The sequence below is a fragment of the Atlantibacter sp. RC6 genome (assembly GCF_014193285.1).
Lineage (GTDB): Bacteria > Pseudomonadota > Gammaproteobacteria > Enterobacterales > Enterobacteriaceae > Atlantibacter.
Window position 1 is genome coordinate 1 of the sequence record NZ_JACHZE010000006.1, and the last position, 24,590, is coordinate 24,590.

The following is a 24,590-nucleotide window of genomic DNA, read 5'->3' on the forward strand; positions in this document are numbered from 1 at the left end:
CAAACTGCAGTCGTTGCATGGTAACAGTCTCAGTCCAGGGCACGATAAACCTCCGTCAGCTGTTTACCGTACTGTTATAACCTGTTACCCATGTGACCGGTTCATACACGGCGAGCGCCCCTGACACGTTCGCCGTCACTGAAGCCACATAGATGAACGTAGCCTGGCGAACGGAACCCTTCCACTGGACAAAGCGAACGGAACCCTTCCACCGAACGGACTATTCCCCCTTACGCATAATCCCCACATGTATGTCATAGTGTCCCCACAACAACAACCAGGAAGACGACAATGCAAACAATTGATTTCTACATGATTGACGCGTTCAGCAATAAAACCTTCGGCGGTAATGCGGCGGCGGTATGCCCTTTAACCGAATGGCTGCCCGATGAAACGCTATTACAGATGGCAAAACAGCATAACCAGTCGGAGACCGCCTACTTTGTCCGCACTGATACCGGCTTCGAGCTGCGCTGGTTCACTACCCAGTATGAAATCAACCTGTGCGGCCACGCGACCCTTGCCGCCGCGCATGTGATTTTTGAGTATCTTGATTACCCTCACACAGAGATCAAATTCTCCACCCGCTTTGTCGGCGAACTTACCGTCACCCGCAAAGGCGAGTGGTTGACCCTCGACTTCCCGGCCTGGCAAACCGAATCCGCCGACGCGCCGGATTTGCTGTTTGAAAAACTCGGTATTGATCGCAGCGAGGTGATTGAAACCCGCGTAGCCCGCGACTGGCTGGTGGTGATGAAGGATCCGCAGCGCCTGCAGGCCTTAACGCCGGATATTCATGGCCTGGCGCCGCTGGGTAAAATGGTCTGTATTACCGCCCGGGGCGAGAATGTCGATTTTGTGAGCCGCTTTTTCTGCCCCGGCGAGGCGGTAGCGGAAGATCCGGTTACCGGTTCAACTCACAGCATGCTGATCCCCTACTGGGCAGAAAAGCTGGAGAAAAGCGAGATGCTGGCGCAGCAGGTATCGGCGCGTGGCGGTGAACTGCGCTGCCAGTTGCGCGGCGACAGAGTGTTAATCGGGGGAAGGGCGACGACTTATCTGATTGGCAAGGTAATGCTGCGTTAAACCTGTGTCCTGTCCCTGATCACCAGGGACAGGATAATGATCACATCGCCATCGCTGATACGGTTTTTTCAATATCGATCATTTTGTTTTCACTCCAGAACCGACACTGATCTCTACCGTTTTGCTTGCCGAAATACATGGCTTTATCGGCTCTGTCGATAATGGCCTGTAATTCATTGCCCTCACGTACCGTTGTGGTTCCGCAAGTGACCGTGATATTGATGCACCCGGTGGGGATCATAAACCTGTGCTTTCTGATAAGGTCCATTATGCGCAACATCACGGCGGTAAAGTCCCGGTAATTCTGGCACTCTTGCAGGATAATAAATTCTTCGCCGCCAAACCGATAACACCTGTCCGATGCCCGGACATTGGCTGCCAACAACTGGCCTAATTCCTGAAGAATGATATCCCCTACATTATGGCCCCAGGAGTCGTTAACCGACTTAAAATAATCGATATCGATCAGCGATAAATAAAAGGTTGAACTCTTATTTTTTCGCAAACTGGCTATCCGGGAAAAATCCTTATACAACAACTGCCTGAGCGGTAACCCCGTCAGGGTGTCGTAGCAATTACGCAGTGAAATGAGTTCCGTTTTATATTTATCCGTGGCTTCCAGAAAATGCATTTGGGCATGAAAATAATTATTGAGCTTCTCGCGTAGCGTCCGCTGGTTTCCGATACAGTTAATCACTTCCCGCATTGCGTCATGCATTATTTCATGGGTGGCTTCAATGGCCAGTAATGTCGCGGTATCTTCTTCGGATGACGTAAGTTGCAAACGAAGCCAGTGACCAAAAGCGCAAATCTCGTGGGATTTGGGGTCGGTAAAACTAATGTCCATTCGGTCATCAAATAACGAAAATTCAATCAGCTTATTTGCCCATGCGAAATGATCGCGTATCGCCTGATTCAGCGTCATGAGTTCAATATCGATTTCCGAAATCATTGCTTTCTGCAACATATGAATGTCTTCTGAAAAATGGGAAGGCGGATGATATTTTAATCATCCCCGGCATTTCTTAGGCAGAAATGCTGTAAAAAAAGACAATTTTATTAATCAGGTTAACAGCTTAGCGCGTTTGTAATAATGAAGATGCCGGAGTGGGTAAAATAACGTGTTGAATATGTAAATCACAGAAAGCAAAGCCGACGCCCCGGAAGGATTCTCCAGGGCAGGGGTATTTATTCGCACCGGGGTAGCAAATCGATAAAAGCATCTAACTGAAGCGAGCGGGTGCCGCGCCGCCAGATAAGCCAGGTATTCAGCCAACGCCATTTTTCCGCCAGCGGCCAGGCGGCGACCTGGTGATGCCCCGGCATACTCTCCAGCATACTGCGCGGCATCAGCGCCAGCCCCGCGCCTGCCACTACGCAAGCCAGCATCCCATGATAGGACTCCATTTCGTGAATTTTGCCCGGCATGGCGTGATCGGCATTAAACCAGCTCTCGAAGTGCCGCCGGTAAGAGCAATTAGCGCGAAAGGCGTAAATACTCGCGCCGTTGATTTCCCGCGCCCGGCTGACTTTAGGATGCCCAACGGCGGCCACCAGCATCATCTCCTCCCGATAAACCGGCAACCCCTCCAGCGACGGGTGCAACACCGGGCCGTCAACGAACGCGGCGCTGAGCGTGCCTTCCAGAACCCCGTCAATCATGGTGCCGGAAGGACCGGTGGCGAGATCGAACTGAATGCGCGGGTAACGCTGGTTATAGGTCGCCAGTACGCCAGGTATGCGTACAGCGGCGGTGCTTTCCAGCGAACCCAGCGAAAACACCCCCTGGGGCTCATCGCCGGACACCACGCTGCGCGCCTCGCTGACCAGGTCGAGAATTTTTTTGCTGTACTCCAGGAAGCTGTAACCGGCAGGGGCCAGCCGCAAACGCTGGTTTTCACGAATAAACAGCTCTACCCCTAAATCCTCTTCAAGCTGGCGCAGGCGGGTAGTGAGATTCGAGGGCACACGGTGCACTTTACGGGCGGCGGCGGTGATGCTGCCGGTCTCCGCCACGGCGTTGAACATTTCAAGCTGCGTCAGATCCATGGTTTTCTCGTATCAAGAATGAGGTGGTTAATATTATTCACTTTTCATAAATAGCATCCCGACCCACACTGAAGCAATGTTTCCCTGCAAAAGAGAATAACGATGACCGCCAATCCCCAGACTCACGCGATTACCGTAGACCCCACCACCGGCCAGACCCTGGCGGCCTGGCCCTTTGTCAGCGCGCCTCAGCGCGAGGCGATCCTGGCCCGCAGCGCAGCGGCGTATCGCGAATGGCGCACGTTGCCGCTCGATCAGCGCGCCCAGCGGTTACGCGATTTTGGCGCGGCCCTGCGCGAGCGCGGCGAGGAGATGGCGCAGCTGATAACCCGCGAAATGGGCAAGCCGATTCGCCAGGCGCGCGGCGAAGTCGCCAAGTCCGCCGCGCTGTGCGACTGGTATGCGCAACATGGCCCGGCAATGCTGGCGGCGGAATCGACCCAGCTACCTGATGCGGTGATTGAATACCGCCCCATTGGCACCATCCTGGCGGTGATGCCCTGGAACTTCCCGCTGTGGCAGGTGCTGCGCGGCATGGTGCCGATCCTGCTGGCGGGTAACGGCTATCTGTTAAAACACGCGCCGTCAGTGATGGGCTGCGCCCAGATGATTGCCGAAATCGCCCACGCGGCGGGGATCCCGGATGGCGTATTCAGCGTGATTAACGCCACCAATGACGACGTGGGCGAATTGATTCGCGACCCGCGCATCGCGGCAGTTACCGTGACCGGCAGCGGGCGCGCGGGCGCGGCGATTGGCGCACAGGCCGGAGCGGCGCTGAAAAAATGCGTGCTGGAGCTGGGCGGTTCCGATCCCTTTATCGTGCTCAACGATGCCGATCTTGAGGAAGCGGTTAGCGCTGCGGTCGCGGGGCGCTATCAGAACACCGGGCAGGTTTGCGCAGCGGCCAAGCGTTTTATCGTCGAAGCCGGGATTGCGCCGCGCTTTACCGCGCTGTTTGTCGAGCGCGCGGCGGCGCTGCGTATGGGCGCGCCGCAGGATGAAGAGACCTATATTGGCCCGATGGCGCGGGCGGATCTGCGTGATGAACTGCACCGTCAGGTTGAAGTCTCTCTGGCGCAGGGCGCGACGTTACTGCTGGGCGGTGAAAAACCTGCCGGCGAGGGGAATTTCTATCCGCCGACGGTGCTGGGAAATGTGACCCCGCAGATGACTGCCTTTCGCGAAGAGCTGTTTGGCCCGGTGGCGGCCATCACGGTGGCCGAGGATGCGGAACACGCGCTGGCGTTAGCCAATGACAGTGAATATGGTTTAAGCGCCACCATCTATACCGCCGATGACCAGCGCGCCCGCTGGTTTGCCGCCCACCTGGAATGCGGCGGGGTGTTTATTAACGGTTATAGCGCATCGGATGCCCGGGTGGCGTTTGGCGGCGTGAAGAAAAGCGGCTTTGGCCGCGAGTTATCGCACTTCGGACTGCACGAGTTTTGCAACGCCCAGACCGTATGGCGCAACCGCAAAGGGTGATTGTCATTTTACTGCCATGATTCTGTCATTTTCGCTCAGTAGACTCGCGGCGTTAACGCTTTTTACTGAAGAAAATCATGAATCTAAGTGAAATTTTCCGCAAGCTGTCCGCTCCGTTCAGCCGGGTGCAGTTCCGCTTACTGAGCGCGATCCTGTGTGCGATCGCGCTTTTCTCTACGCTGCAAATTTTATCCACCTTTTTGCTTTCCTCGCTGCTCCATGATACCGAACGGGATCTGGCGCGCCGGGAGCAGCTTCAGCAACAGCAGGCCCAGATGGAACAGGCGCGGGTATCGCTGCTGATGGCCAGCGACTTGCTCAACCGCGCGGGCGTCTATTTTATGCAGGATGCCGCCACCGGCTCCGAGGGGAGCTGGCAGAGTTTGATGGATGAAGCCCGGACGGCGTTGAGCCACTCCCATCAGGCGTTTGTCAGCTATCGGGAAAACGCCGCGCCGCAGGACCAGAGCTTGTTGACCAGCTACCAGGCGTTTTATCAGGCGCTGAAAGAGCAGGCGGACGGGCTGGTCGCCACTAACAGCATTGACGCCTTTTTCAGCGTGCCGGTACAGGCCTTCCAGGCGGACTTTTCTCAGCGCTGGGCGGAGTATCAGAGCCAGATTGAGACCCGTAACGCGCAACACAGCCAGCAGCTCCTCGCCGGATTAGCGATGGCGCAGAAAAGCGTTATCGCCGCGCTGGGGATGTTGCTGGTGATTGCCGTGGCCGTGTGGCTAGGCATGTCCGCCTGGGTGATCACGCCGCTGCGTAAGTTAATCCATCATTTGCATCGGCTGGCGGCGGGGGATCTTTCGACCGCCACGCCGGTTACCCTGACCCGTAACCGCGAGATGCGCGAACTGAACGCCAGCATCAACACCATGCAGCAGGGGCTGCTGAAGCTGGTGCAGGAAATGCGCGCCGTCACCGGCGCGGTGGCGGATACCGTGGATAACCTCACCCGGGATAACGACGCGCTATCCAGTCAGGCGCAGCGCCAGACCCAGGAGCTGGAGCGCGTCACCCGTCATATTCACGCCCTGCAATCCCACGTTGCGCAGAACACCGAGTATGCCCGGGTCGCCAACCAACGAGCCGACAGCGCGCGTGAAATGGCCGCCGGCGGAGAGGAGATGATGCAGAGAGTGAATCATTCGATGCAGGATATTGTTACCCGCGCCGGGGAGATGCGCGGGATTGTCGCCATGATCAACAGCGTGGCGTTTCAGACCAATATTCTGGCGCTGAACGCGGCGATAGAAGCGGCTCATGCCGGAGAGCACGGACGCGGGTTCGCCATCGTCGCCCGCGAGGTCGGATTACTGGCGCGCAAAAGCAGCCATTCCACCCAGACCATTGAGCAGTTGATCCACCATTCGCTCCAGGGGATCGAACAGGGCTCCGGCGCGGTCTCCCGCCTTGAGAATACCCTTGAGCAGATTATGTCGCTGGTGGGTAACCTCACCGGGCTGCTCAGCGAGATTTCCGGGGCTACGCTGAATCAGGGGGAGCGTATTCATCGCGTCACCCATCGCATCAGCAGCTTAAACCAGGTGGTGACGCAAACCGGTAGTCTGGTGGCGCAGATGAGCCTGGCGTCTGGTCAACTGGGCCAGGAGTCGAAGCGGCTTAGCGCGGCGGTGGCGCGTTTTCGCCTGCCTGCCTGACTCTGGTATACTCCCGGCGATTTTTACCCGGCGCAGGGAGAGGAACAGTGGCTTTAGTATTAGATAATTCGGTGCTCGACGCGATTCTGGCGCAGGTCAGGCCGCTACTCGGCCAGGGAAAAGTGGCCAACTATATTCCGGCGCTGGCGGAAGTCCCGGCCAATAAGCTGGGGATTGCGATTTGTACCGTGGACGGCGGCTGTTATACCGCCGGGGATGCCCACGAGCGTTTCTCTATTCAGTCGATTTCTAAGGTGCTCAGCCTGGTGCTGGCGATGGATCGCTACGAAGGGGACGAAATCTGGCGGCGCGTGGGTAAAGATCCGTCCGGTCAGCCGTTCAATTCGCTGGTTCAGTTGGAGCTGGAGCAGGGCATTCCGCGCAATCCGTTTATCAACGCCGGGGCGCTGGTGGTGTGCGATATGCTGCAAAGCCGCCTGAGTGCGCCGCGCCAGCGAATGCTGGAGTTTGTGCGGATGCTGTCAGGGGTGAGTGATATCAGCTATGACGCCCGCGTCGCCCGCTCCGAATTTGAGCACTCGGCCCGTAACGCCGCTATCGCTTATCTCATGAAGTCTTTTGGTAATTTTGATAACGACGTGATCGGCGTGCTGCAAAACTATTTCCACTACTGCGCGTTGAAGATGAGCTGCCTGGAACTGGCGAAAACCTTTTTATTTCTCGCCAATCAGGGCGCGCTACCTGATGGCGATCGTCCGGTTATCAGCCCGCTGCAAACCCGGCAAATTAACGCCCTGATGGCGACCAGCGGGTTATATGAAAACGCCGGCGAGTTTGCCTGGCGCGTGGGGATGCCGGGGAAATCCGGCGTTGGCGGCGGTATTGTGGCGATTGTACCCCACGAGATGTCGATTGCGGTATGGAGCCCGGAACTGGATGGCGCGGGGAACTCGCTTGCCGGTATCGCGGTACTGGAAATCCTTGCGCAAAACATTGGCCGCTCTATTTTTTAATAGGCTGTATTCTTTTTGTTAATCTCCGGTATGCAGTAAACTCACAGCAATCACATCAGCTTTAATCCCTGTGGGACTTATTCAAACCGGCGGAATGTATGACTGAACCCGTTCAACCGTTTTTTCGGCCTGAAAGAACGCTGATTAATGCTTTCGGCATCATCATTCTGACGTCGCTGTTTTATTTCTTTGGCGCGATGCTGCGCCTTATTGACGAACTCTCCGTGTTCTGGCTGCTGAATGCGGTGATGGCCGGGGTGTTTGCCCGTTATGCCTTTCTTAATCGCCCGCACTATTACCTGCTGAGCTATGTCGCCATGCTGGTGTATGACGCCATCACCACCAACTGGGGCGTGGCGTCGCTGGCGATCAATCTCTCCAATATGGTGTTTATCGTGACCTTCGCCATGCTGATGCGGCGGGATGCCAGGCAGGTCAAAGGTGACGAAAGGCCGCCGCTTAACGTTTTAAAACTGTTTCTTTACTGCCTGATCGCCTCGGTGCTGTGCGCGCTGGTGGGAACGCTGGCGTCTATTGGCATCGATAAATATAAACTGTGGCCGCTGTTTGCCGACTGGTTTAGCGAGCAATTCTCAACCGGGGTGCTGATTTTACCCTGGGTGCTGACTGTGCGCCGGCCGCGCGGTAAAACCCTGGTTAGCCCCGATATGCTGTGGCCATTTATGGCGGTGGTGGGCTCGGTGGGCGCCTCGGTACTGATTGGCGGGGCGGGGAGCCTGGCGTTCCCGCTGGCGGCGCTGATCTGGTGCGCCATTCGCTATTCGCTGCCGGTCACCTGTCTGGTGATGCTGATAACCGGCGTCGCGGAAATCGTGCTGGTAGGCAATTCCACCATCCAGTTCAATACCGCCGCGCCGCTGGAAACCGCGCAGCTTTTTTCCGCCCGTCTGGGCATTGCGATTATGGCGCTTTGCCCGCTGATGGTTTCGACCAGCGTCGCCTCCATTAATGCCCTGATGCGCCAGCTATCGCGCCGCGCCAACTACGACTATCTTACCGGCGCGTTATCCCGTTCCGGGCTGCTGGAAACCCTGAAAAAACCGCCGTTCGCGGATACTCGCTACGGCTCCCTGTGCGTGATGCTGATTGATATCGACTACTTTAAGCGCATTAACGACAGCTATGGGCATGAATGCGGCGACGCGGTACTGACCGCGTTTGGCGAGCGGGCAATCCGCACCGTGGGGACTCACGGGCTGGTGGCGCGCATGGGCGGGGAAGAGTTCGTGGTGGTCTGTCCGGGGGTGTCGTTAAAAGAGGGGCTGGAACTGGCCGAGCTGCTGCGACAGCGTATTGCCGACTATCCTTTTAGCTGGCAGGAGAAAACCCTGTCTATCACCATCAGTATTGGGCTTAGCCATCAGGCTTGCAGCGAGCCCGGCGTGATCGACGGCTTTACGCGCCTGATGCCCGTCGCCGATCGTCATCTTTATCGGTCTAAAAAGAGCGGACGTAACCAGGTGACCTCAACAACAGAGACGGGTGTCGATTCCGCTAAGGTTATTTCCGAAACAATATAGCGCGCTGCCATTATTGGTAGTTGCTATTTTTAGCGCAACGTGTTTTTGCCAATTCAATGATTTTATTAATAAAATAACTTGCTACACAAAAATAACATTTATAAGATGTTAGTGGATTTATATCGGAAAAGCCGCGTAATGCCACTGAGTGAATATATCAATAGTCGTGATGGCGTTGCCGGTCTGAAATTTATCCGCCGTATGTATTTCATGCGCATGTTAGGCACATTTCTCTGCTTTATTCCCATCTTCTCTGTTTTATCTGAACAACATCGCGATCATGGCTGGCTGCTATTGCTGAGCGCGAATGCCTTTATCTGGCCGAGCGTGGCTTATTTACTGGCTCGCCGCGCCCGCCAGCCGCTGATCGTTGAGCATCACAGCCTGGTGCTGGATGCCGCTGCGGGCGGGTTCTGGATCGCCATGATGGCGGCCAATCCGCTGCCCTCGGTCACCATTGCGGCTATTTTGCTTTCCGATCGCCTGGCTGCGGGTGGGGTGGAACTGCTGCGTAAAGCCGCAGCGGCGTTGATTGTCGGGTTCCTGGCGTGCTGGATAGCGCGCGGTATGCCGTTTGAGCCGCTAATCAGCCAGCGCACGGCGTACGCCACGCTGCCGCTCATCGCTATTTATGTACTGGCGGTCAGCGCGCTGACCGATACTATCGCCATCAAGCTGCGGCAAAAAAGCGCCGAGCTGGGGCGCATCGCAATGATGGATCCACTGCTTGATATCGCTAATCGCCGCCTGCTGGAGCCGCGGATCCATCATGAGCTGAATAAGATCAATCAACGCCATCGGCTGTCGGCGCTGATGTTTATCGACATCGACGATTTTAAAGACGTGAACGATCGCTACGGGCATAAAGTCGGTGATTCTATGCTGGTGGCGGTGGCGGAAATCCTGCGCCGCTTCACCCGTCAGCAGGACACCCCGGCGCGGCTGGGCGGCGATGAGTTTGTGGTCCTGCTGCCGAACACCTCGATGGAGGAGGCCACGGCTATTGGTCAGACGATTATGGCCCAGGCGGCGCTGCTCCAGGCCGATCACGGCGTTCTTTATCGTTGTTCGCTCAGTATTGGTATCGCCTTCGCCACCCGCGAGATGACCTCTGCCACCGAATGGCTTAAAGCCGCGGATGACGCGCTGTATACCGCCAAACGTGACGGGAAAAATCGCATTTTTGCCCGCTGAGCCCGTCGCTTCTCGCTTGTTTTAAAAAGCCTTTCTCTAAAATTATTTTAGTCCTGCATAAAATTTTTGAATACTTTGGCCCAGTTTGATCAAAACGGGGTTTTAGATTTATATGTTTCTGTTAGGTTAGGGTGGCTAATGATTAGGTTGACTGATAATTAAATCCACCAAGGAACCTATTGTGAAAACTTTGAACCGTCGCGATTTTCCCGGAGCGCAGTATCCAGACCGTATTATCCAGTTCGGTGAAGGGAACTTTTTACGCGCTTTTGTTGACTGGCAAGTTGATCTCCTTAACGAACATACCGACCTGAACGCCGGTGTGGTCATCGTGCGTCCTATCGACAGCGATTTCCCGCCGTCGCTGAGTACCCAGGACGGGCTGTACACCACCATTATTCGCGGCCTGAACGAGCAGGGCGAAGCGGTTAGCGACGCGCGTTTAATCCGCAGCGTGAATCGCGAACTGAACGTCTACCGCGACTACGACGCCTACCTGGCGCTGGCGCACAATCCGGATATTCGCTTCGTGTTCTCTAACACCACCGAAGCGGGCATCAGCTACCACGCGGGCGATAAATTCGACGATGCGCCGGCGGTCAGCTATCCGGCAAAACTGACGCGTCTGCTGTTTGAACGTTTCTCCCACTTCCACGGCGCCACCGACAAAGGTTGGATCATCATTCCATGCGAACTTATCGACTATAACGGCGATGCGTTGCAGGAACTGGTGCTGCGCTATGCGCAGGAGTGGGAACTGGGCGCGGAATTCGTTGCCTGGCTGAAGGCGGCCAATACGTTCTGCTCTACGCTGGTGGACCGTATTGTGACCGGTTATCCGCGTGACGAAGTTGCCAGCCTCGAAGCGGAGCTTGGCTATCACGACAGCTTCCTGGATACCGCCGAGCATTTCTATCTGTTCGTGATCCAGGGGCCGAAATCCCTCGCGCAGGAGCTGCGTCTCGACAAGCTGGCGCTGAACGTGCTGATCGTTGATGACATCAAGCCGTACAAAGAGCGTAAAGTCGCCATTCTGAACGGCGCGCATACCGCGCTGGTGCCGGTGGCTTATCAGGCGGGTATCGATACCGTGGGCGAAGCGATGAACGATGCGCAAATCTGCGCGTTCGTTGAGAAAGCGATTGCTGAAGAGATCATCCCGGTGCTGGATTTACCGGCGGATGAGCTGGCCTCGTTTGCCAAAGCCGTGGTAGGGCGCTTCCGCAACCCGTACATCAAGCATCAGTTGCTGTCGATTGCCCTGAACGGCATGACCAAATTCCGCACCCGTATTCTGCCGCAGTTACTGGCTGGCCAGAAAGCGAGTGGGGCGTTACCGGCGCGCCTGACGTTTGCGCTGGCGGCACTGATTGCCTTCTATCGCGGCGAGCGTGACGGTGTCACTTATCCGTTGCAGGACGATGCGCACTGGTTGGAGCGTTATCAGCAGGGGTGGAGCGCGGTCAACGCGAAGACCTTATCGGTACGTGAGCTGGTTGAAAACGTGTTATCTGACAGCGAACATTGGGGCCAGAACCTGAATCAGGTTGCCGGGGTGACCGATCAGGTCACGGCGGACCTGGAGCAGATCCTGTCTGTGGGTATGCGTACTGCCGTTAAACCGCTCTGCTAAATAATATCAACCTGGCTACGGCCAGGTTTATTTTAGTCTGTTATTAGTTACAACATACAAATAGATGCTTTTAATAAAGCCTGACTCAGGCCATGCGGCTGTAACGCTTCGCAGCGTTAAAAAGTCGATGAGCCGAATCCTCTCCCTATTCGGCTCACAAAATGAGGCGAATACCACACCTGTTCGGCTCACGCCTCGCGAGCTATTTGATAGCGGGTATTGCGTCCGCCGCCGGGCAGTTTTTCAAGCAGACCTTTTTCAACCAACTGCGCGAGATGGCGGGTTGCCGTGGCTTTACTCACCTTCGCCACTTTCTGGTACTGGCTGGCGCTGATGCCGCCATCAAATCCGCTTTCTCCGCCGTCGAGCAGTCGGTTAAGGACTTTGTGCTGTTCCGGGCTAATATCCAGCGTGGCGGGCCGCTGCCAGAAGCGCGATTTCACCAGCGTGCGTTGGATAGAATCCAGCGCGTGATCGAGCGTGGCATCCAGAGTTTCTAAAAACCAGACCAGCCAGGGCGTGATATCCAGCGGGCCTTTTTGCGTGTGTTCAAGGATGCGGTAGTAATCATGCCGTCTTTCGAGGATCGCTACCGACATGGCATACAGCCGGATACTCTGGTTATCTGCCTGAGCCAGCGCCAGATCGGTCAGGGCGCGGGTCATCCTGCCGTTGCCGTCATCAAAAGGGTGTAGCGTAACAAACCACAGATGAGCAATTGCCGCGCGCAGCAGCGGATCGAGCAGGGCATCATCGCGGCTTTGGTTAAACCAGTCGATAAACTGAGTGAGTTGCGCCTCAAGCCCGTTACGCGGCGGCGCTTCAAAATGGACGTGCGGTTTGTCAATCCGCCCCGACACAACCTGCATCGGCTCATCGCTACGCAGGGTGCCGACAATCACGCATCCCAGCCAGGAATTCTGTTCGGCAAACAACCACTGGTGCCACTGGTATAAGCGCGCCAGCGTCAGCGGTTCGAGTCGGTTATCAATGGCATCGAACATCATGGCGGCCAGTCCCTCGGAGCGATCGCTGGTCGGCCAGGGCTTTTCATCGCTCACCCCTAAGCGGCGCGCCAGCGATGAACGCACCGACTGAACGTTCAACCGTTCATCTTCGATAGCGCTGGACGCGAGGATATTGGCCAGCAAATTATCCAGCGCCTGACGCGTCTCGTTATCCGTTGCTGAGGTTTTCCCCAGCAAAACGCCGGTTTTACGCTGGATAGCGCGTGTCAGAGGCAAAAGCGCTTCATCCTGCCAGTGAAAATGCGGCCAGTCAGGTTGCGCCCAGATCCAGGGTGAATTTGTCATATTGCTCTCCGGAAGTGAGCCGAAAAAAAATTATTCGGCTCAGATTATGAGCCGAATATAAAGTGACTGCCAATTTTTATCAACCAGGAGTGCAATCGTTACGAGGGATAACGGGATAAACGCCTCATAAAGAGGCGTTTTACTGTTTAGATAAAGCTGAACAAACGCAGGATGTAATCCAGGATCAACGACGGAATGGTGAAGTCCGGGTCGGCAAAGGTGACGCCATTTGCCCCGAGCTGGGAGAAAATCGGTAAGGTCAGCGCGGGCAGGACGCACAGCAGCAGGCCGTTGATACTGCTGGCAATCACCGCGCCACGGAAACCACCGGTTGCGTTACCAAAAATCGCCGCCGCGCCGCCGGTGATAAAGCTCGCCATGATCCCCGGAACGATGATCGGCAGGCCGACGAACGGGAAAATCACGATGCAAACCAGCTCAACCATAAAGCTAATCAGGAAGCCGATTAACGTGGCGTTAGGGGCTTTGGTAAACAGCACCATCACGTCTACCGCAGGCACAGCGCCAGGCGCAAACACGCGGGCAAAGCCTTTAAATGCCGGTACGATTTCGGCGGTAAACAGGTTCACACCCGCTTTAGCCAGGTACAGGCCGCAGGCGAAGATGGCGGACTGCTCAAGGATAAAGATCACCACATTTTTGTCGCCAGCGCCTGCGCCATACACCATGGTCATCGCGTCTTTAATTTGCGGCTGAGAAGCGAAAATGCAGGAGATCAGCAGCAGCACCAACATGGTTAACAGGGTGGCAATGTTCGGCTCGCGAATAAAATCGAATTTATTGCTGATATTCAGGTGTTCGGTATCGGTGCTTTTATTCCCGAACCATTTGCCCATAAAAGAGCCAATCACATACGAGGAGATAGCCGCATGGGAAATCGCGTATTCGTCAGAACCGATAATCTCACGGCTAAAGCGGTTAAGAATAAAGGGTGAAATCGCCATATAGCAGCCGATAAACAGCGAGGCAATAATCACCATTTGATAATTCGTGAAACCGAACTGCATTAAGACCGCGGTCAGGGCAAAGGCCATAAACAGCACCAGGTGCAATGACAGATAAATAAATTTAAAACGGGTAAAGCGCGCCAGCAGGATATTTAAAATCATCGAGAACAGCAGAATTAATGCTGCCGTCGCGCCTAATTTATCAATGGTCGCCGCCATGATCGCTTCGTTGCTGGGAACGACGCCAACAATATCAAAAGCCTTTGAGAACAGAGAGCTAAAGGCGGTCAGCACTTTCATCAGAATGCCGCCACCGACCTTTATCATAGTAAAACCGATAAACGACAGGAACGTGCCGGTTATTAATCGAGAAATGGAAGCCTTTTGAAATAACAAACCCAGAAATGCCACAATCGCTATTATTACTGCGGGTGTTTTCACTAACCCTAATAATATGTCCATCTTTTTTATCCTAACGAAGCTATTTTTTCTATGCCCGAAAAGGCGCGTTTGTCTGGAAAGGTAAACTAAAGCAGAGATATGTTAGCACTCGCATTTAAGCATTATCTGATAACTACATCACAAAAGAAACAACGTTCTTTTTGTTTTGAAATGCAGTTTCATTATGCGGTTGTGGATTGGTTAAATACAGCAGGAGGTTATGTTAATTAACTGTGACTACCATTCTAGCCAACCGGTTTATCAGGCTTTTTCATTTTATTTAAAACAAAAAAAGCGGAGAAATTTATCTCCGCTGCGAAAATTCTTATTTCTGTTGGAACGGGGACATGCGCACCCGGATGTTATTGTTAAATAACGCGGCAATAATTAATGCGATGATAAGTCTGGGATTTTTGCAGCGGGCCTGACTTCAGGCCCGGGTTAACAGAGATTAATGCCCGGAGGCAAGAGTCGCCGCGGCGTCGGGTTTATTGTGCATGGCAAAACGGTCGATCTGGCTGCGCGTGGCCTCGCTCATCCCGATGATTTCCACCTGTGCGCCCGCGCGCCGGAACTTCATCACCACCTTATCGAGCGCGCCCACGGCGGTGATATCCCAGAAATGCGCATGGCGCACGTCAATCACCACCTTTTGCAGCGCTTCACGCAGGTCGAAGTGCTCAACGAAGCGGTCGGCAGAAGCAAAAAAGATCTGGCCGTGTACATGATAAGTCCGGGTTTCGCCTTCCTGTACGCTTTCCACGCGTAGATAGCGCGCGACTTTCATCGCGAAGTTGAGCCCTGAAATCAGCACCCCGACCAGGACGCCAAACGCCAGATTATGAGTAGCGACCACGACCGCGACCGTCGCCAGCATCACCACGCTGGTTGACGGTGGATGGGAGCGTAAGTTGAGGATCGAGCGCCACGAGAAGGTGCCGATGGAGACCATGATCATTACCGCCACCAGGGCCGCCATAGGAATGCGCGATACCCACTGATTTAAAAACACCACCAGCACCAGCAGCACCAGGCCCGCAGTCAGTGTCGAGAGGCGCCCGCGCGCGCCGGACTTCACGTTAATCACCGACTGGCCGATCATCGCGCAGCCCGCCATCCCGCCGATAAACGAGGTACAAATATTGGCGATGCCCTGGGCTTTACACTCGCGATTCTTGTCGCTGGACGTGTCGGTCATGTCATCCACAATGGTGGCGGTCATCATCGACTCAAGCAGGCCCACGGCGGCCAGACCGGCAGAATAGGGCAGAATGATCCACAGCGTTTGGAGAGTCAATGGCACATCCGGGATCAAAAACATCGGCAGACTGTCCGGCAACTGACCCATATCGCCAACGGTACGTACGTCCAGACTGAGCCACAGGGAAATGGCGGTAATCACCATGATGCACACCAGCGGCGAGGGGATGGTTTTATTAATGCGCGGCCAGAGATAGATAATCGCCAGCCCGCCGGCAGTTAATGCGTAAACGTGCCAGGTGACATTCGTCAGTTCCGGCAATTGCGCCATAAAAATCAGGATCGCCAGCGCGTTAACAAAGCCGGTAACCACCGAGCGGGAGACAAAGCGCATCAGGCTGCCAAGCTTTAAATAGCCGGCCAGCAACTGGAACACGCCGGTCAGCGCCGAGGCCGCCAGCAGGTATTGTAATCCATGCTCTTTAACCAGTGTGACCATCAGCAGGGCCATCGCGCCGGTCGCCGAGGAGATCATTGCCGGGCGTCCGCCGAAAAAGGCGATCACTACCGTGATACAGAAAGCAGAATAGAGACCGACTTTGGGGTCGACCCCCGCGATAATGGAAAAGGCAATGGATTCCGGGATCAGGGCCAGCGCCACAACAATACCTGCCAGGATGTCACCACGGACATTACCCAGCCAGTCCTTACGCGTCGAGGACAGCAACATAGTGATTTCTCAAGGTTTAGTGAATTAAAAATTTAACGCAACGCAGAGTAACGCGCATCCGCAGACGGGATGTCGTTCAGGCACCGAGAGTGTTATTCAGTGCAAAGAGTTAAGGGGTAACTCAGGGCGGCGTTAGCAACATGATGGTGTAATTAACTGATAATTTGTGAAGCCCGTCACTATAGAGTAAATGAATAACAGTTCAACCATCTGGATTGTGGGGTTATATCACCGAATACAGCAGCACGGCCTGGCGGTCGCACTGGACCAGACACTCGCCGCAGCCGTTGCAGCGATCGGCGTCGGCGTGCGGCAGGCCGGATTCGCCAATAGAGCACGCCCGCTGCGGGCAAACTTCTACACAGCGATCGCATCCCCGTGAGCCATGGATGCAGGCATCGGTAAAAACAGGGCGCAGACGGGTATCGAAGCGCGGCTGCGGCTGTAACGCGCCGGTCGGGCACGCCTGAATACATGCCGCGCAGCCATCGCAACTGGCATATTCGATAGCCAGTTGCGGGAAACCCTCCTGTTGGGCAATCAATACGCCCATCGGGCAAGCCTGAACGCACTGCTGGCATTTATCGCACTGGGCGAAAAACTGCGCCGTCGTTACCGCGCCAGGCGGCAACGGCCACGGCGGCAAAGCCGCAGGGGGCGGCGCTATGTTACGTGACGCTGTCACAAAGGCCCGAAACAGCCCGCGACGGCTGACGTGGCGATGGGACATATATTGCTGGTAATAGCGCTCGGTTTTGTTCATCAGAAGAAAATCCGTGATTGCGCAGGGTTAAGTCCCTGTTGCTGTTTAACGTCCTGCAAATACCGTTCGGTAACCTGCGCCAGCCGGGCGTAAAACGGGCTAATGGCGTTATGCTGCACGAGTTCAAGGTAACGCGGCGCCCAGGGCAGCAGAAATTGTTCCAGCAATGCCGTGGCGGCGTGCGGATTATCACGCTCGATAAACGCGGAGCAGGCCATCAGCATCAGGCCAAACTGATCTTCAGGCTCCTGTTGCTGGCCATCAAACGCCAGACCGTGATTGCGTAAAAACGCGCGGTAACGGGCCGTGGTTTCGCCCATCAGCAGGTTGTCTTTTTCCAGGTATACCGAGCCCCAGGGTGGCGCGACCATTTCCCCCTGGCCTTCAAACAGCACGGAATACTGCCAGCCAAGTTCATCATCAGCGTCCATGGGCCAGGCTTCACACAATTGGCTGATGGTGTGCGGATCGCGCCAGGCATACAGCGACGGCAGGGTTGGCAGGCATTCGATCAGCGCCTTAACTTCAGGGCGCTGGGGAGAATAGTAAAACAGCGCGCCCAGAATACGCGGCAGTACAGCGGCAGAAGACATACATCATTCCTCATTGATACAGCGATCGGGCAGGCCGCAGCCCGCCCGACAGGGCATTACATCGGCAACGTCCAGAGATTATAAAATGCGATACGGCCAATCAGTTCCGCCGCAATCACCACGCCCGCGCAGGCAAACAGCAGTGCCTGGCCGCGTCTGGCGCGGATATACACCAGCGCGCCCAACGCGCCCGCCGCCAGCAGTACCGCCTGGGCGGTAAACCAGTCGGACTGCGCCGCCGCCAGCGGAGCGTCGGCCAGCAGGATGGTGGACAGATAGCCCGGCCGCAGACAGAAGCTGGCGATAATCCCGATGATGCTGACAATCAGCCCCAGACGGCGCACGCCCAGCGCTGCCGCCAGTGCGCCGCCGCCGATCAGCGGCGTCAACAGCATAACGACGGTGGTCCAGGAGGAACTCCAGGTGGTCACCGTCGGCAACTGGTAAATGCGCGGAATGGCGAACACAAACACCACGCCAATGGCCGCCGCCAGCCAGGCCAGCGCAATAAACAGCTTACGCATGCCGCGATCCAGCAGCAGGCCCAGCGCCGCAACACTGGCGATAGTGCCGAACACCGCCGAGAGCACGATCTCGTTACTCATCGGCGAATGCCCGACGCGGAACAGCATATTCATGGCCCGCAGCGGCTGCCCGACGTGGAAAATGCCCATCACCACGCCAAGGCCGAACAGGCACACCGCGGCGAACAGGCCAATCGCCAGACGGCGCGGCTCAATATGGCCCAGCGCGCCGCCGATCAGCAGCAGAATAAATGCGCCGACCGCGCTTTGCGTCAGAACGGTAAAGAAAACCAGCGGTAACTCATGCATGACGCACCTCCCGTAAATTCTGAATCGCGCCTTCCGTGTCGCCGGTTGGCCGCGCTTTCGGATGCGGTTTCACCACCAGGTTCGGATGGGTGAAACTGGCCGATGGCAGTGGGGCGATCTGGTTTTCCACGCCGTACTTCTGGCGCAGTTCGTCAATCGGCCCAAAATCCAGCGCGCGTTGCGGGCAGGAATCGACGCAAATCGGGCGCAGATTCTTTTCCAGCCGATCCAGGCAGCCGTCGCATTTGCGCATCACTTTCGCTTTGGCATCAAACTGCGGCGCGCCATACGGGCAGCGCATTTCACAGTAGCGGCAGCCCACGCACACGGAGTCGTCCACCAGAACCAGCCCGTCTTCCTCGCGCTTATGCATCGCCCCGGTCGGGCAGCCTGCCACACAGGTGGGTTGATCGCAGTGGTTACAGGCAATCGACAGGTAGTAGCTGAAGGTGTCGTTGTGCCAGCTATCGCCTTCCTGTACCCAACTGCCGCCGCCGTATTCATACACCCGGCGCAGTTTCGGCCCGACATCTAAATCTTTGTTGTCCTTACAGCTCACCTGGCAGGTTTTGCAGCCCGAGCAGCGCGAGGAGTCAACGTAAAAGCCATACTGTTTCATTTTTATTCACTCCTTAAGCGCGTTTAATCTCAACCAGGTTGGTGTGCTGTGGGTTGCCTTTCGCCAGCGGTGACGGCAGATGGCTGGTCAGCGAGTTGATACAACCGCCCACATCAACACCTTCATTGTTAAGACGCGTCCACGCGCCCTGCGGCATCGCCGCCACGCCCGGCAGGATGCGGTTGGTTACCTTGCAAGGGATCTCCACCACGCCGCGATCGTTAAATACATGCACGATATCCCCGGAAGCGAGCTGCCGCGCGCGGGCGTCAATCGGGTTGATCCACACCTCATCCGGCACCGCTTCATGCAACGCCAGCACGTTGGTGTAGGTTGAGTGAGTGTGGCCCTTGGTGTGGAAGCCGCTCAGCTGTAGCGGGTATTTCGCCGTCAGTTCTTTATTCAGGTGCGACTCTTTCACCACGCAGAACTCCGGCACCGCCGGGATGCGATCGCCTTCCGGCAGGGTCCATTTTTGCGCCAGGTCCGCCAGCGCCTGGGAGTAGATCTCAATCTTGCCGGACGGCGTCTCCAGCGGGTGGGCTGCGGCATCTTCGCGGAAATCGATAAAGGCGATGCTCTGGCGTTCAGTGGCGATTTGCTGGTCAATGATCCCTTTGTTTTTGGCCACCGACCATTCTGGCAGATAGGGGCGTTTTTCGCGTATCTGCTGGTAGTGATATTCCGCCCACTGCGCCTGGGTACGCCCTTCGGTGTACTGCTCGCGCAGCCCCAGATGCCCGGCGATATCGGCGCAGATGTCATAGGTGCTGCGCACTTCCCACATCGGCGTAATGGTTTTTTGCAGGGCGATCATATAGTTGTGGGAGCCCGCCGCATACGAGCTGTCCACCAGATCTTCCGCTTCCAGATAGCTGGTTTCCGGCAGCAGCAGATCGGCGTATTTGGCGCTCGGCGTCATGTGGTTTTCAATCACGATGATGGTTTCGCACAGCGATTCATCGGCGAGGATTTTACGGGTGCGGTTGATATCACCGTGCTGGTTCAGCAGCGCGTTACCGGCCTGATTGAAAAACAGCTTAATGCCGACGTTGAGTTTCTCGACGCCTTTCACGCCCATGGTGGTGGCGGTCATTTTTTCCGGATTGAGGATCGCATCGGTCCACAGATAGCAGGGAATGGAGGCTTTAACCGGGTTAGTGCCGGTAGGCAGCAGCGGTACGCCATACGGTGTGCCATAGGGCCAGTTGCCGTTATTGGTGCCCGGTAATCCAAAATGGCCGGTAATCGCGGGTAGCGTCTGGATAGCGCGTACCGTCTGTTCGCCGTTGGCATGGCGCTGCGGGCCCCAGCCCTGGCCGATGTAGCAGGCGCGCGCCGCCGCGATTTCCCGGGCCAGCTGCTTGATACGCGTTGCCGGGATCCCGGTAATTTGCGCCGCCCATTCCGGCGTTTTCTCAATACCGTCATCGCCGGTGCCCATCACGTAGTCTTTATAACTGGCGTTAGGCGCAGCGTTTTCCGGCAACGTCGAGCGGTCGAACCCAACGCAGTACTGATTGACCAATGCTTCGTCGATCAGCTTTTCGCTAATCAGTGTATGAGCCAGGCCAGCCACCAGCGCCGCGTCAGTGGTGGGGCGGATCGGCAGCCATTCGGCGTGCTCGGTGATCACCGAATCGGTGTAACGCGGGTCGATAATCACCACCCGGGCTTTTGACGCTTCCAGCGCCCGGCGCAGCTCTTCAACCTGGCCGCCGCCGGACATACGCGTCTCCGACAGGTTCATACCGAAAAACACCACCAGGTCGGAATGGGCGATTTGCGAGAAATGGCTGCCGACATATTTGCCGTGGGTATACGGCGTGGCGCTGGCGATTTGCGCCGTGGAGTAAGTGTTATGGTAATTGAGATAACCGCCGGTGAGATTTAACAGGCGTTTCCAGGCGGGCGTTCCCTGAGTGTGATAATAAGCCCCGGACTGATAGTTGTAATAAATGGCTTCTCGGCCATATTTCTCGCTAACACGCTGAAGTTCCGCCGCAATAAACGCGGTGGCTTCATCCCAATCGATGCGTTTAAATTTGCCTTCACCGCGTTTACCGACCCGCTTCATGGGATATTTAATGCGATCCGGGCTGTACACGCGCCAGCGATTGGAGCGCCCGCGTAAACAGGGGCGAATCTGGTGTTGGCCAAATACCGCGTCATCAATCGCGTCTTCAGGTTCAATACGCACGATGCGATCGTCTTTCACAATCACTTTCAGCGCGCAGCGACTGCCGCAGTTAACCAGGCAGGCGCTGTGGCGCACGGTTTCACCGCTTTCTGACACGGCTGCTTCAGGTGCCGCCAGCGCGCTTGATGAAAATGGCAAAGAAATCGCGTTGCTTAACGCAACGGCAGAACCAATTTTTGCGGCGGTCGTGACAGTCTCCCGCCGTGAGATTTGTGTATTTAAAATCTCTTGTAGTCTGTTTTTCATTATAAGTACCCTCATTGCATCTAAAGGGGACCTTAATTTGCTTAAGCCTTGGCGAGGTTGATTATGATCAAGGGGTATATATTTATAACCCTTATGAATTAGAAACTGTGAAGTGACGGGATGCGGATGTTAATAATTCTATTTAAGCTAATGATATATTTAATGTTAACGCAACATTTCTCCGTGATAAGTTATTATTAGATTTCGTATTTATAGAAACTGAATTATTCAAATTCATGCATGCAGTTGGGCTTATTTCTTAATTTCCCTCCTGACAGGGTAACGGATTTAAAACCCGATTCATTTAAGACTCGTCACGTCGCAAAGTAGTCCTTGGTGAATTTCAAATAAGGATGAATGAGATGAAAAGCAATATTGCGTTACTGCTCGCGCCAGGATTTGAAGAAGCAGAGGCGATCATCACACTGGATATACTTTCCCGGCTGGGAGTTCAGGTGACCACCGTGGCCTGCGACCAACAACGAACCGTTGTGAGTTATCACGCGCTGCCCGTTACGGCAGATTTTTTGTTGTCTGAATGCGCGGATAACAACTTTGATGCTGTGGTGATCCCCGGCGGCCCGGAGGGGACCAATAATCTTGCCAAAAACACGCAGGCAATAGCGTTTATCCGCCGCCACGACCAGGCCGGGAAACTGATTTGCCCAATATGCTCGGCTGCCGCAAAGGTACTTGCGCCGCACGGCTTGCTGAGAGGGCGGCGTTACGTCTGTTCCGGCACATTTTATGAAACGGTCACGGATGGCGTTTATGTGGATCTGCCGGTGGTTAAAGACGGCAATTTACTTAGCGGGCAGGGCGTGGGAGCCGCATTTGATTTCGCTTTTTCACTGGCGTATTTACTGACCGGGAATGATGTAAACGTGACCGAACAGGCCGAGCATATTAATTACAAAATCGTGACCGATCTGACCCAACTGTAATTCACGCAACATGCCCGGCAACCTCATTTGCCGGGCGTGGCGATTACTGCGGCTTACGCGGCATTACCCGCAAGTAGAGTAGCGTCGCCAGACAAATCACCGCACCGGCGATAAACGTCGAGGCCGAACCGGAAAACTCCCACAATATGCCTGCGCCGGTACTGGCAAGCAGTAACGCCACACCGCTAATCAGGCTGAACATGCCAAACGCCGTGCCGCGCAAGTCAGCGGGCGAGGCGGCGGCGATCATGGCGGCCAGCAGGCCCTGGGTCATCCCCATATGGATACCCCACAGCGCGACGCCAATTAAAACCCCTGACCAGTGGGTGCTGAACGCCAGCACCATATCCGCCAGGATCAACACCACCAACCCCCATTGCAGCAGCTGGCTGTGGCTCATGGCGTCAGAGAGTTTGCCAAACGGGTAAGCCGTCACTGAATAAAGCAGGTTCATCGCCACCATTACCAGCGGGATCAGCGCCAGTGGAATATCCACTTCCAGCGCTTTCAGCACCAGAAATGCCTCGCTGAAGCGGGCAAGGGTAAAAATCCCGCCCAGGGCAATTACCCACCAGGTGGCGTTGCCCAGTCGACGCAGGTTGGCGCGGCTGATCGGGTTAGTGCGCTTTTGGGACACCGGCGCGCGTGGTTCGTGCAGCCCGAAGAACAACAGCGCAACGGCCATTACGCCCGGGATCACCGCCACCCAGAAAATGGCGCGGAAATCGTCGTGCCACAGTAACATCAACCCCACCGCCAGCAGCGGACCGAGAAACGCGCCGATGGTATCTAACGACTGGCGCAACCCGTAAGCCGCGCCGCGCAGCTCCGGCGGGGTGACGTCGGCGACCAGCGCATCCCTTGGCGCGCCGCGAATGCCTTTGCCGAGCCGGTCCGTCAGGCGCGCGGTGAGGATCATGCCGGAGGTGGTAGCGATAGCGAACAGCGGCTTGCTCAGCGCCCCGAGACCGTAGCCCAGCAGCGCCAGCCCTTTGCGTTTTCCCAGCCAGTCGCTAATCACGCCGGAAAAGACTTTCACCATCAGCGCCGTGGCCTCGGCCAGCCCCTCGATCAGCCCGATAACCACCACGCTGGCCCCAAGCGTCGTGGCCATAAACAGCGGTAACAGGCTGTGGATCATTTCGGAAGACACATCCATCAGCAGGCTGACGCCGCCGACGACCCAAACGCCAGAAGGAATGCGCCGTAACGTTGTAAATCTGGAAAACATGTGGGCTCCGCGCGTTGCGCCGTGAATTAATCCAGAGAGTATTCGATAATATACACTTCATTGATATCACAGGCTTTAGCTAAAAGGAGGCGTGAAATGGCGCAACATACCAACTGGTTCGATCGCGGTGGAGACAACTACGCGCGTTATCGCCCGGAGTATCCGCCCGCCCTGGTCGACTACCTTGCGCACGTTGCACCGGACCGCCAACGCGCTCTGGATGTCGGGTGCGGTACCGGGCAATTAACGCGGCTGCTTGCGCAAACCTTTGATCAGGTGGTCGGCATCGATCCCAGCGAAAGCCAGATTGCCAACGTCGCGCCGCATCCGAAGATCCGCTATCAGTCCGCGCCAGCGGAAAAGCTCCCGGACGAGCTGGCGAATTTTAGCCTGATTACCGTGGCGCAGGCTGCGCACTGGTTCAAACTGGAGGCGTTTTATCAGCAGGTACGCCGCGTTGCCGCGCCGGGGGCGATTATCGCGCTCATCAGCTACGGCATTATGGAGCTTGACGACGCGCTTAACGATCGGTTCCGCCAGTTCTATGACGGTGAAATTGGCCCGTACTGGCCGCCGGAGCGCCGCCTGGTTGATGAAGGCTATCGCACGCTGGCATTCCCGTTTGACGAACTAACGCCGCCGCCGCTGGAAATTCAGGTTGAATGGGATTTCGAGGCCTTTGTTGGCTATATCTCCACCTGGTCTGCGGTGCGCAAAGCCTCAGAAGCCGGAGAGCAGGCGCGCGTGGAACGGTTCTTAAGCGAGTTTGAAACGCTGTGGGGCGATACGGCGCAAGCCAGAGTCATTTCCTGGCCGATTGCGATGCGGGTCGGGCGGGTATGAGATCACGCGGCGCGATCAGACAACGCCGCGTGGA

General features: G+C 56.0%; 20 protein-coding genes. 9 read left to right on the forward strand and 11 right to left on the reverse strand.

All coding sequences use genetic code 11. From position 1 onward, the window contains the following. Positions 1-291: 291 nt before the first annotated feature. Complete coding sequence (locus tag FHW74_RS14055) at positions 292-1,086, forward strand: PhzF family phenazine biosynthesis protein (RefSeq protein WP_183171024.1); 795 nt, start codon at positions 292-294, stop codon at positions 1,084-1,086. Positions 1,087-1,126: 40 nt separating this feature from the next. Here the strand turns inward: FHW74_RS14055 and FHW74_RS14060 are convergent, their stop codons facing one another. Together FHW74_RS14060 and FHW74_RS14065 are read right to left on the reverse strand one after the other, a co-directional pair. After that, on the reverse strand, positions 1,127-2,053 hold the full coding sequence (locus tag FHW74_RS14060) for a diguanylate cyclase (RefSeq protein WP_183171025.1): 927 nt from the start codon (positions 2,051-2,053) through the stop codon (positions 1,127-1,129). 221 nt (positions 2,054-2,274) lie between these two features. After that, entirely contained in the window at positions 2,275-3,135 is an 861-nt protein-coding gene (locus FHW74_RS14065; protein WP_183171026.1) for a LysR family transcriptional regulator, read from the reverse strand. 102 nt (positions 3,136-3,237) lie between these two features. Between FHW74_RS14065 and FHW74_RS14070 the strand changes: the two genes are divergently transcribed. The 6 genes from FHW74_RS14070 (at position 3,238) to FHW74_RS14095 (ending at position 11,632) form a co-directional block, all read left to right on the forward strand. Beyond that, entirely contained in the window at positions 3,238-4,623 is a 1,386-nt protein-coding gene (locus FHW74_RS14070) for an aldehyde dehydrogenase family protein (RefSeq protein WP_183171027.1), read from the forward strand. Positions 4,624-4,700: 77 nt separating this feature from the next. After that, positions 4,701-6,290 carry a methyl-accepting chemotaxis protein gene (locus FHW74_RS14075; protein WP_183171028.1) on the forward strand — a complete coding sequence of 530 codons (1,590 nt, stop codon included), beginning with the start codon at positions 4,701-4,703 and terminating at the stop codon, positions 6,288-6,290. A 47-nt stretch (positions 6,291-6,337) separates the two neighbouring features. After that, entirely contained in the window at positions 6,338-7,264 is a 927-nt protein-coding gene (glsB, locus tag FHW74_RS14080; protein WP_183171029.1) for a glutaminase B, read from the forward strand. 98 nt (positions 7,265-7,362) lie between these two features. Further along, positions 7,363-8,805, forward strand: coding sequence for a GGDEF domain-containing protein (locus tag FHW74_RS14085; protein ID WP_183171030.1), 1,443 nt, complete (start codon positions 7,363-7,365; stop codon positions 8,803-8,805). Between the two features lie 201 nt (positions 8,806-9,006). After that, a complete protein-coding gene (locus tag FHW74_RS14090) occupies positions 9,007-9,999 on the forward strand; it encodes a diguanylate cyclase domain-containing protein (RefSeq protein ID WP_370528036.1) in 993 nt (330 codons plus the stop codon). 181 nt (positions 10,000-10,180) lie between these two features. Continuing rightward, the gene (locus tag FHW74_RS14095; protein WP_183171032.1) at positions 10,181-11,632 is read left to right on the forward strand and encodes a tagaturonate reductase; all 1,452 of its coding nucleotides are present in this window, start codon (positions 10,181-10,183) and stop codon (positions 11,630-11,632) included. A gap of 188 nt (positions 11,633-11,820) precedes the next feature. Here FHW74_RS14095 and FHW74_RS14100 read toward each other — a convergent pair whose 3' ends face one another. The 8 genes from FHW74_RS14100 to FHW74_RS14135 form a co-directional block, all read right to left on the reverse strand. Next, positions 11,821-12,945, reverse strand: coding sequence for a Fic family protein (locus FHW74_RS14100; protein WP_183171033.1), 1,125 nt, complete (start codon positions 12,943-12,945; stop codon positions 11,821-11,823). Between the two features lie 146 nt (positions 12,946-13,091). Further along, positions 13,092-14,375, reverse strand: a complete 1,284-nt coding sequence (locus FHW74_RS14105; protein WP_183171034.1) for a PTS ascorbate transporter subunit IIC — start codon at positions 14,373-14,375, stop codon at positions 13,092-13,094. A gap of 430 nt (positions 14,376-14,805) precedes the next feature. Continuing rightward, the gene (locus FHW74_RS14110) at positions 14,806-16,284 is read right to left on the reverse strand and encodes a SulP family inorganic anion transporter (RefSeq protein ID WP_183171035.1); all 1,479 of its coding nucleotides are present in this window, start codon (positions 16,282-16,284) and stop codon (positions 14,806-14,808) included. A 223-nt stretch (positions 16,285-16,507) separates the two neighbouring features. Then, a complete protein-coding gene (gene napF, locus FHW74_RS14115; RefSeq protein WP_183171036.1) occupies positions 16,508-17,047 on the reverse strand; it encodes a ferredoxin-type protein NapF in 540 nt (179 codons plus the stop codon). After that, on the reverse strand, positions 17,047-17,640 hold the full coding sequence (locus tag FHW74_RS14120; protein WP_183171037.1) for a molecular chaperone: 594 nt from the start codon (positions 17,638-17,640) through the stop codon (positions 17,047-17,049). Before FHW74_RS14120 ends, napF begins: the two co-directional genes overlap by 1 nt. Positions 17,641-17,696: 56 nt before the next feature. Then, positions 17,697-18,473: a DmsC/YnfH family molybdoenzyme membrane anchor subunit gene (locus tag FHW74_RS14125; protein ID WP_183171038.1), complete on the reverse strand. Its 777-nt coding sequence runs from the start codon at positions 18,471-18,473 to the stop codon at positions 17,697-17,699. Next, entirely contained in the window at positions 18,466-19,092 is a 627-nt protein-coding gene (locus FHW74_RS14130; protein WP_183171039.1) for a DMSO/selenate family reductase complex B subunit, read from the reverse strand. The genes FHW74_RS14125 and FHW74_RS14130 overlap by 8 nt, the downstream gene beginning before the upstream one ends. A gap of 13 nt (positions 19,093-19,105) precedes the next feature. Continuing rightward, the gene (locus FHW74_RS14135; RefSeq protein ID WP_183171040.1) at positions 19,106-21,538 is read right to left on the reverse strand and encodes a DMSO/selenate family reductase complex A subunit; all 2,433 of its coding nucleotides are present in this window, start codon (positions 21,536-21,538) and stop codon (positions 19,106-19,108) included. Between the two features lie 362 nt (positions 21,539-21,900). Between FHW74_RS14135 and FHW74_RS14140 the strand changes: the two genes are divergently transcribed. Next, positions 21,901-22,482 carry a DJ-1 family glyoxalase III gene (locus tag FHW74_RS14140; protein ID WP_183171041.1) on the forward strand — a complete coding sequence of 194 codons (582 nt, stop codon included), beginning with the start codon at positions 21,901-21,903 and terminating at the stop codon, positions 22,480-22,482. A gap of 43 nt (positions 22,483-22,525) precedes the next feature. Here the strand turns inward: FHW74_RS14140 and FHW74_RS14145 are convergent, their stop codons facing one another. Continuing rightward, positions 22,526-23,713, reverse strand: a complete 1,188-nt coding sequence (locus FHW74_RS14145) for an MFS transporter (protein WP_183171042.1) — start codon at positions 23,711-23,713, stop codon at positions 22,526-22,528. 96 nt (positions 23,714-23,809) lie between these two features. Between FHW74_RS14145 and FHW74_RS14150 the strand changes: the two genes are divergently transcribed. Then, the gene (locus tag FHW74_RS14150) at positions 23,810-24,556 is read left to right on the forward strand and encodes a bifunctional 2-polyprenyl-6-hydroxyphenol methylase/3-demethylubiquinol 3-O-methyltransferase UbiG (protein WP_183171043.1); all 747 of its coding nucleotides are present in this window, start codon (positions 23,810-23,812) and stop codon (positions 24,554-24,556) included. Positions 24,557-24,590: the final 34 nt, after the last annotated feature.

Bases quoted from the DNA above. Each gene is read 5' to 3' on its own strand.
- napF (WP_183171036.1), bottom strand. From the start codon at position 17,047: ATGAACAAAACCGAGCGCTATTACCAGCAATATATGTCCCATCGCCAC.
- FHW74_RS14150 (WP_183171043.1), top strand. From the start codon at position 23,810: ATGGCGCAACATACCAACTGGTTCGATCGCGGTGGAGACAACTACGCG.
- FHW74_RS14110 (WP_183171035.1), bottom strand. From the start codon at position 16,284: ATGTTGCTGTCCTCGACGCGTAAGGACTGGCTGGGTAATGTCCGTGGT.
- FHW74_RS14070 (WP_183171027.1), top strand. From the start codon at position 3,238: ATGACCGCCAATCCCCAGACTCACGCGATTACCGTAGACCCCACCACC.
- FHW74_RS14105 (WP_183171034.1), bottom strand. From the start codon at position 14,375: ATGGACATATTATTAGGGTTAGTGAAAACACCCGCAGTAATAATAGCG.
- FHW74_RS14085 (WP_183171030.1), top strand. From the start codon at position 7,363: ATGACTGAACCCGTTCAACCGTTTTTTCGGCCTGAAAGAACGCTGATT.
- FHW74_RS14060 (WP_183171025.1), bottom strand. From the start codon at position 2,053: ATGTTGCAGAAAGCAATGATTTCGGAAATCGATATTGAACTCATGACG.
- FHW74_RS14135 (WP_183171040.1), bottom strand. From the start codon at position 21,538: ATGAAAAACAGACTACAAGAGATTTTAAATACACAAATCTCACGGCGG.
- FHW74_RS14130 (WP_183171039.1), bottom strand. From the start codon at position 19,092: ATGAAACAGTATGGCTTTTACGTTGACTCCTCGCGCTGCTCGGGCTGC.
- FHW74_RS14075 (WP_183171028.1), top strand. From the start codon at position 4,701: ATGAATCTAAGTGAAATTTTCCGCAAGCTGTCCGCTCCGTTCAGCCGG.
- FHW74_RS14065 (WP_183171026.1), bottom strand. From the start codon at position 3,135: ATGGATCTGACGCAGCTTGAAATGTTCAACGCCGTGGCGGAGACCGGC.
- FHW74_RS14145 (WP_183171042.1), bottom strand. From the start codon at position 23,713: ATGTTTTCCAGATTTACAACGTTACGGCGCATTCCTTCTGGCGTTTGG.
- FHW74_RS14120 (WP_183171037.1), bottom strand. From the start codon at position 17,640: ATGTCTTCTGCCGCTGTACTGCCGCGTATTCTGGGCGCGCTGTTTTAC.
- FHW74_RS14090 (WP_370528036.1), top strand. From the start codon at position 9,007: ATGTATTTCATGCGCATGTTAGGCACATTTCTCTGCTTTATTCCCATC.
- FHW74_RS14125 (WP_183171038.1), bottom strand. From the start codon at position 18,473: ATGCATGAGTTACCGCTGGTTTTCTTTACCGTTCTGACGCAAAGCGCG.
- FHW74_RS14055 (WP_183171024.1), top strand. From the start codon at position 292: ATGCAAACAATTGATTTCTACATGATTGACGCGTTCAGCAATAAAACC.
- FHW74_RS14100 (WP_183171033.1), bottom strand. From the start codon at position 12,945: ATGACAAATTCACCCTGGATCTGGGCGCAACCTGACTGGCCGCATTTT.
- FHW74_RS14140 (WP_183171041.1), top strand. From the start codon at position 21,901: ATGAAAAGCAATATTGCGTTACTGCTCGCGCCAGGATTTGAAGAAGCA.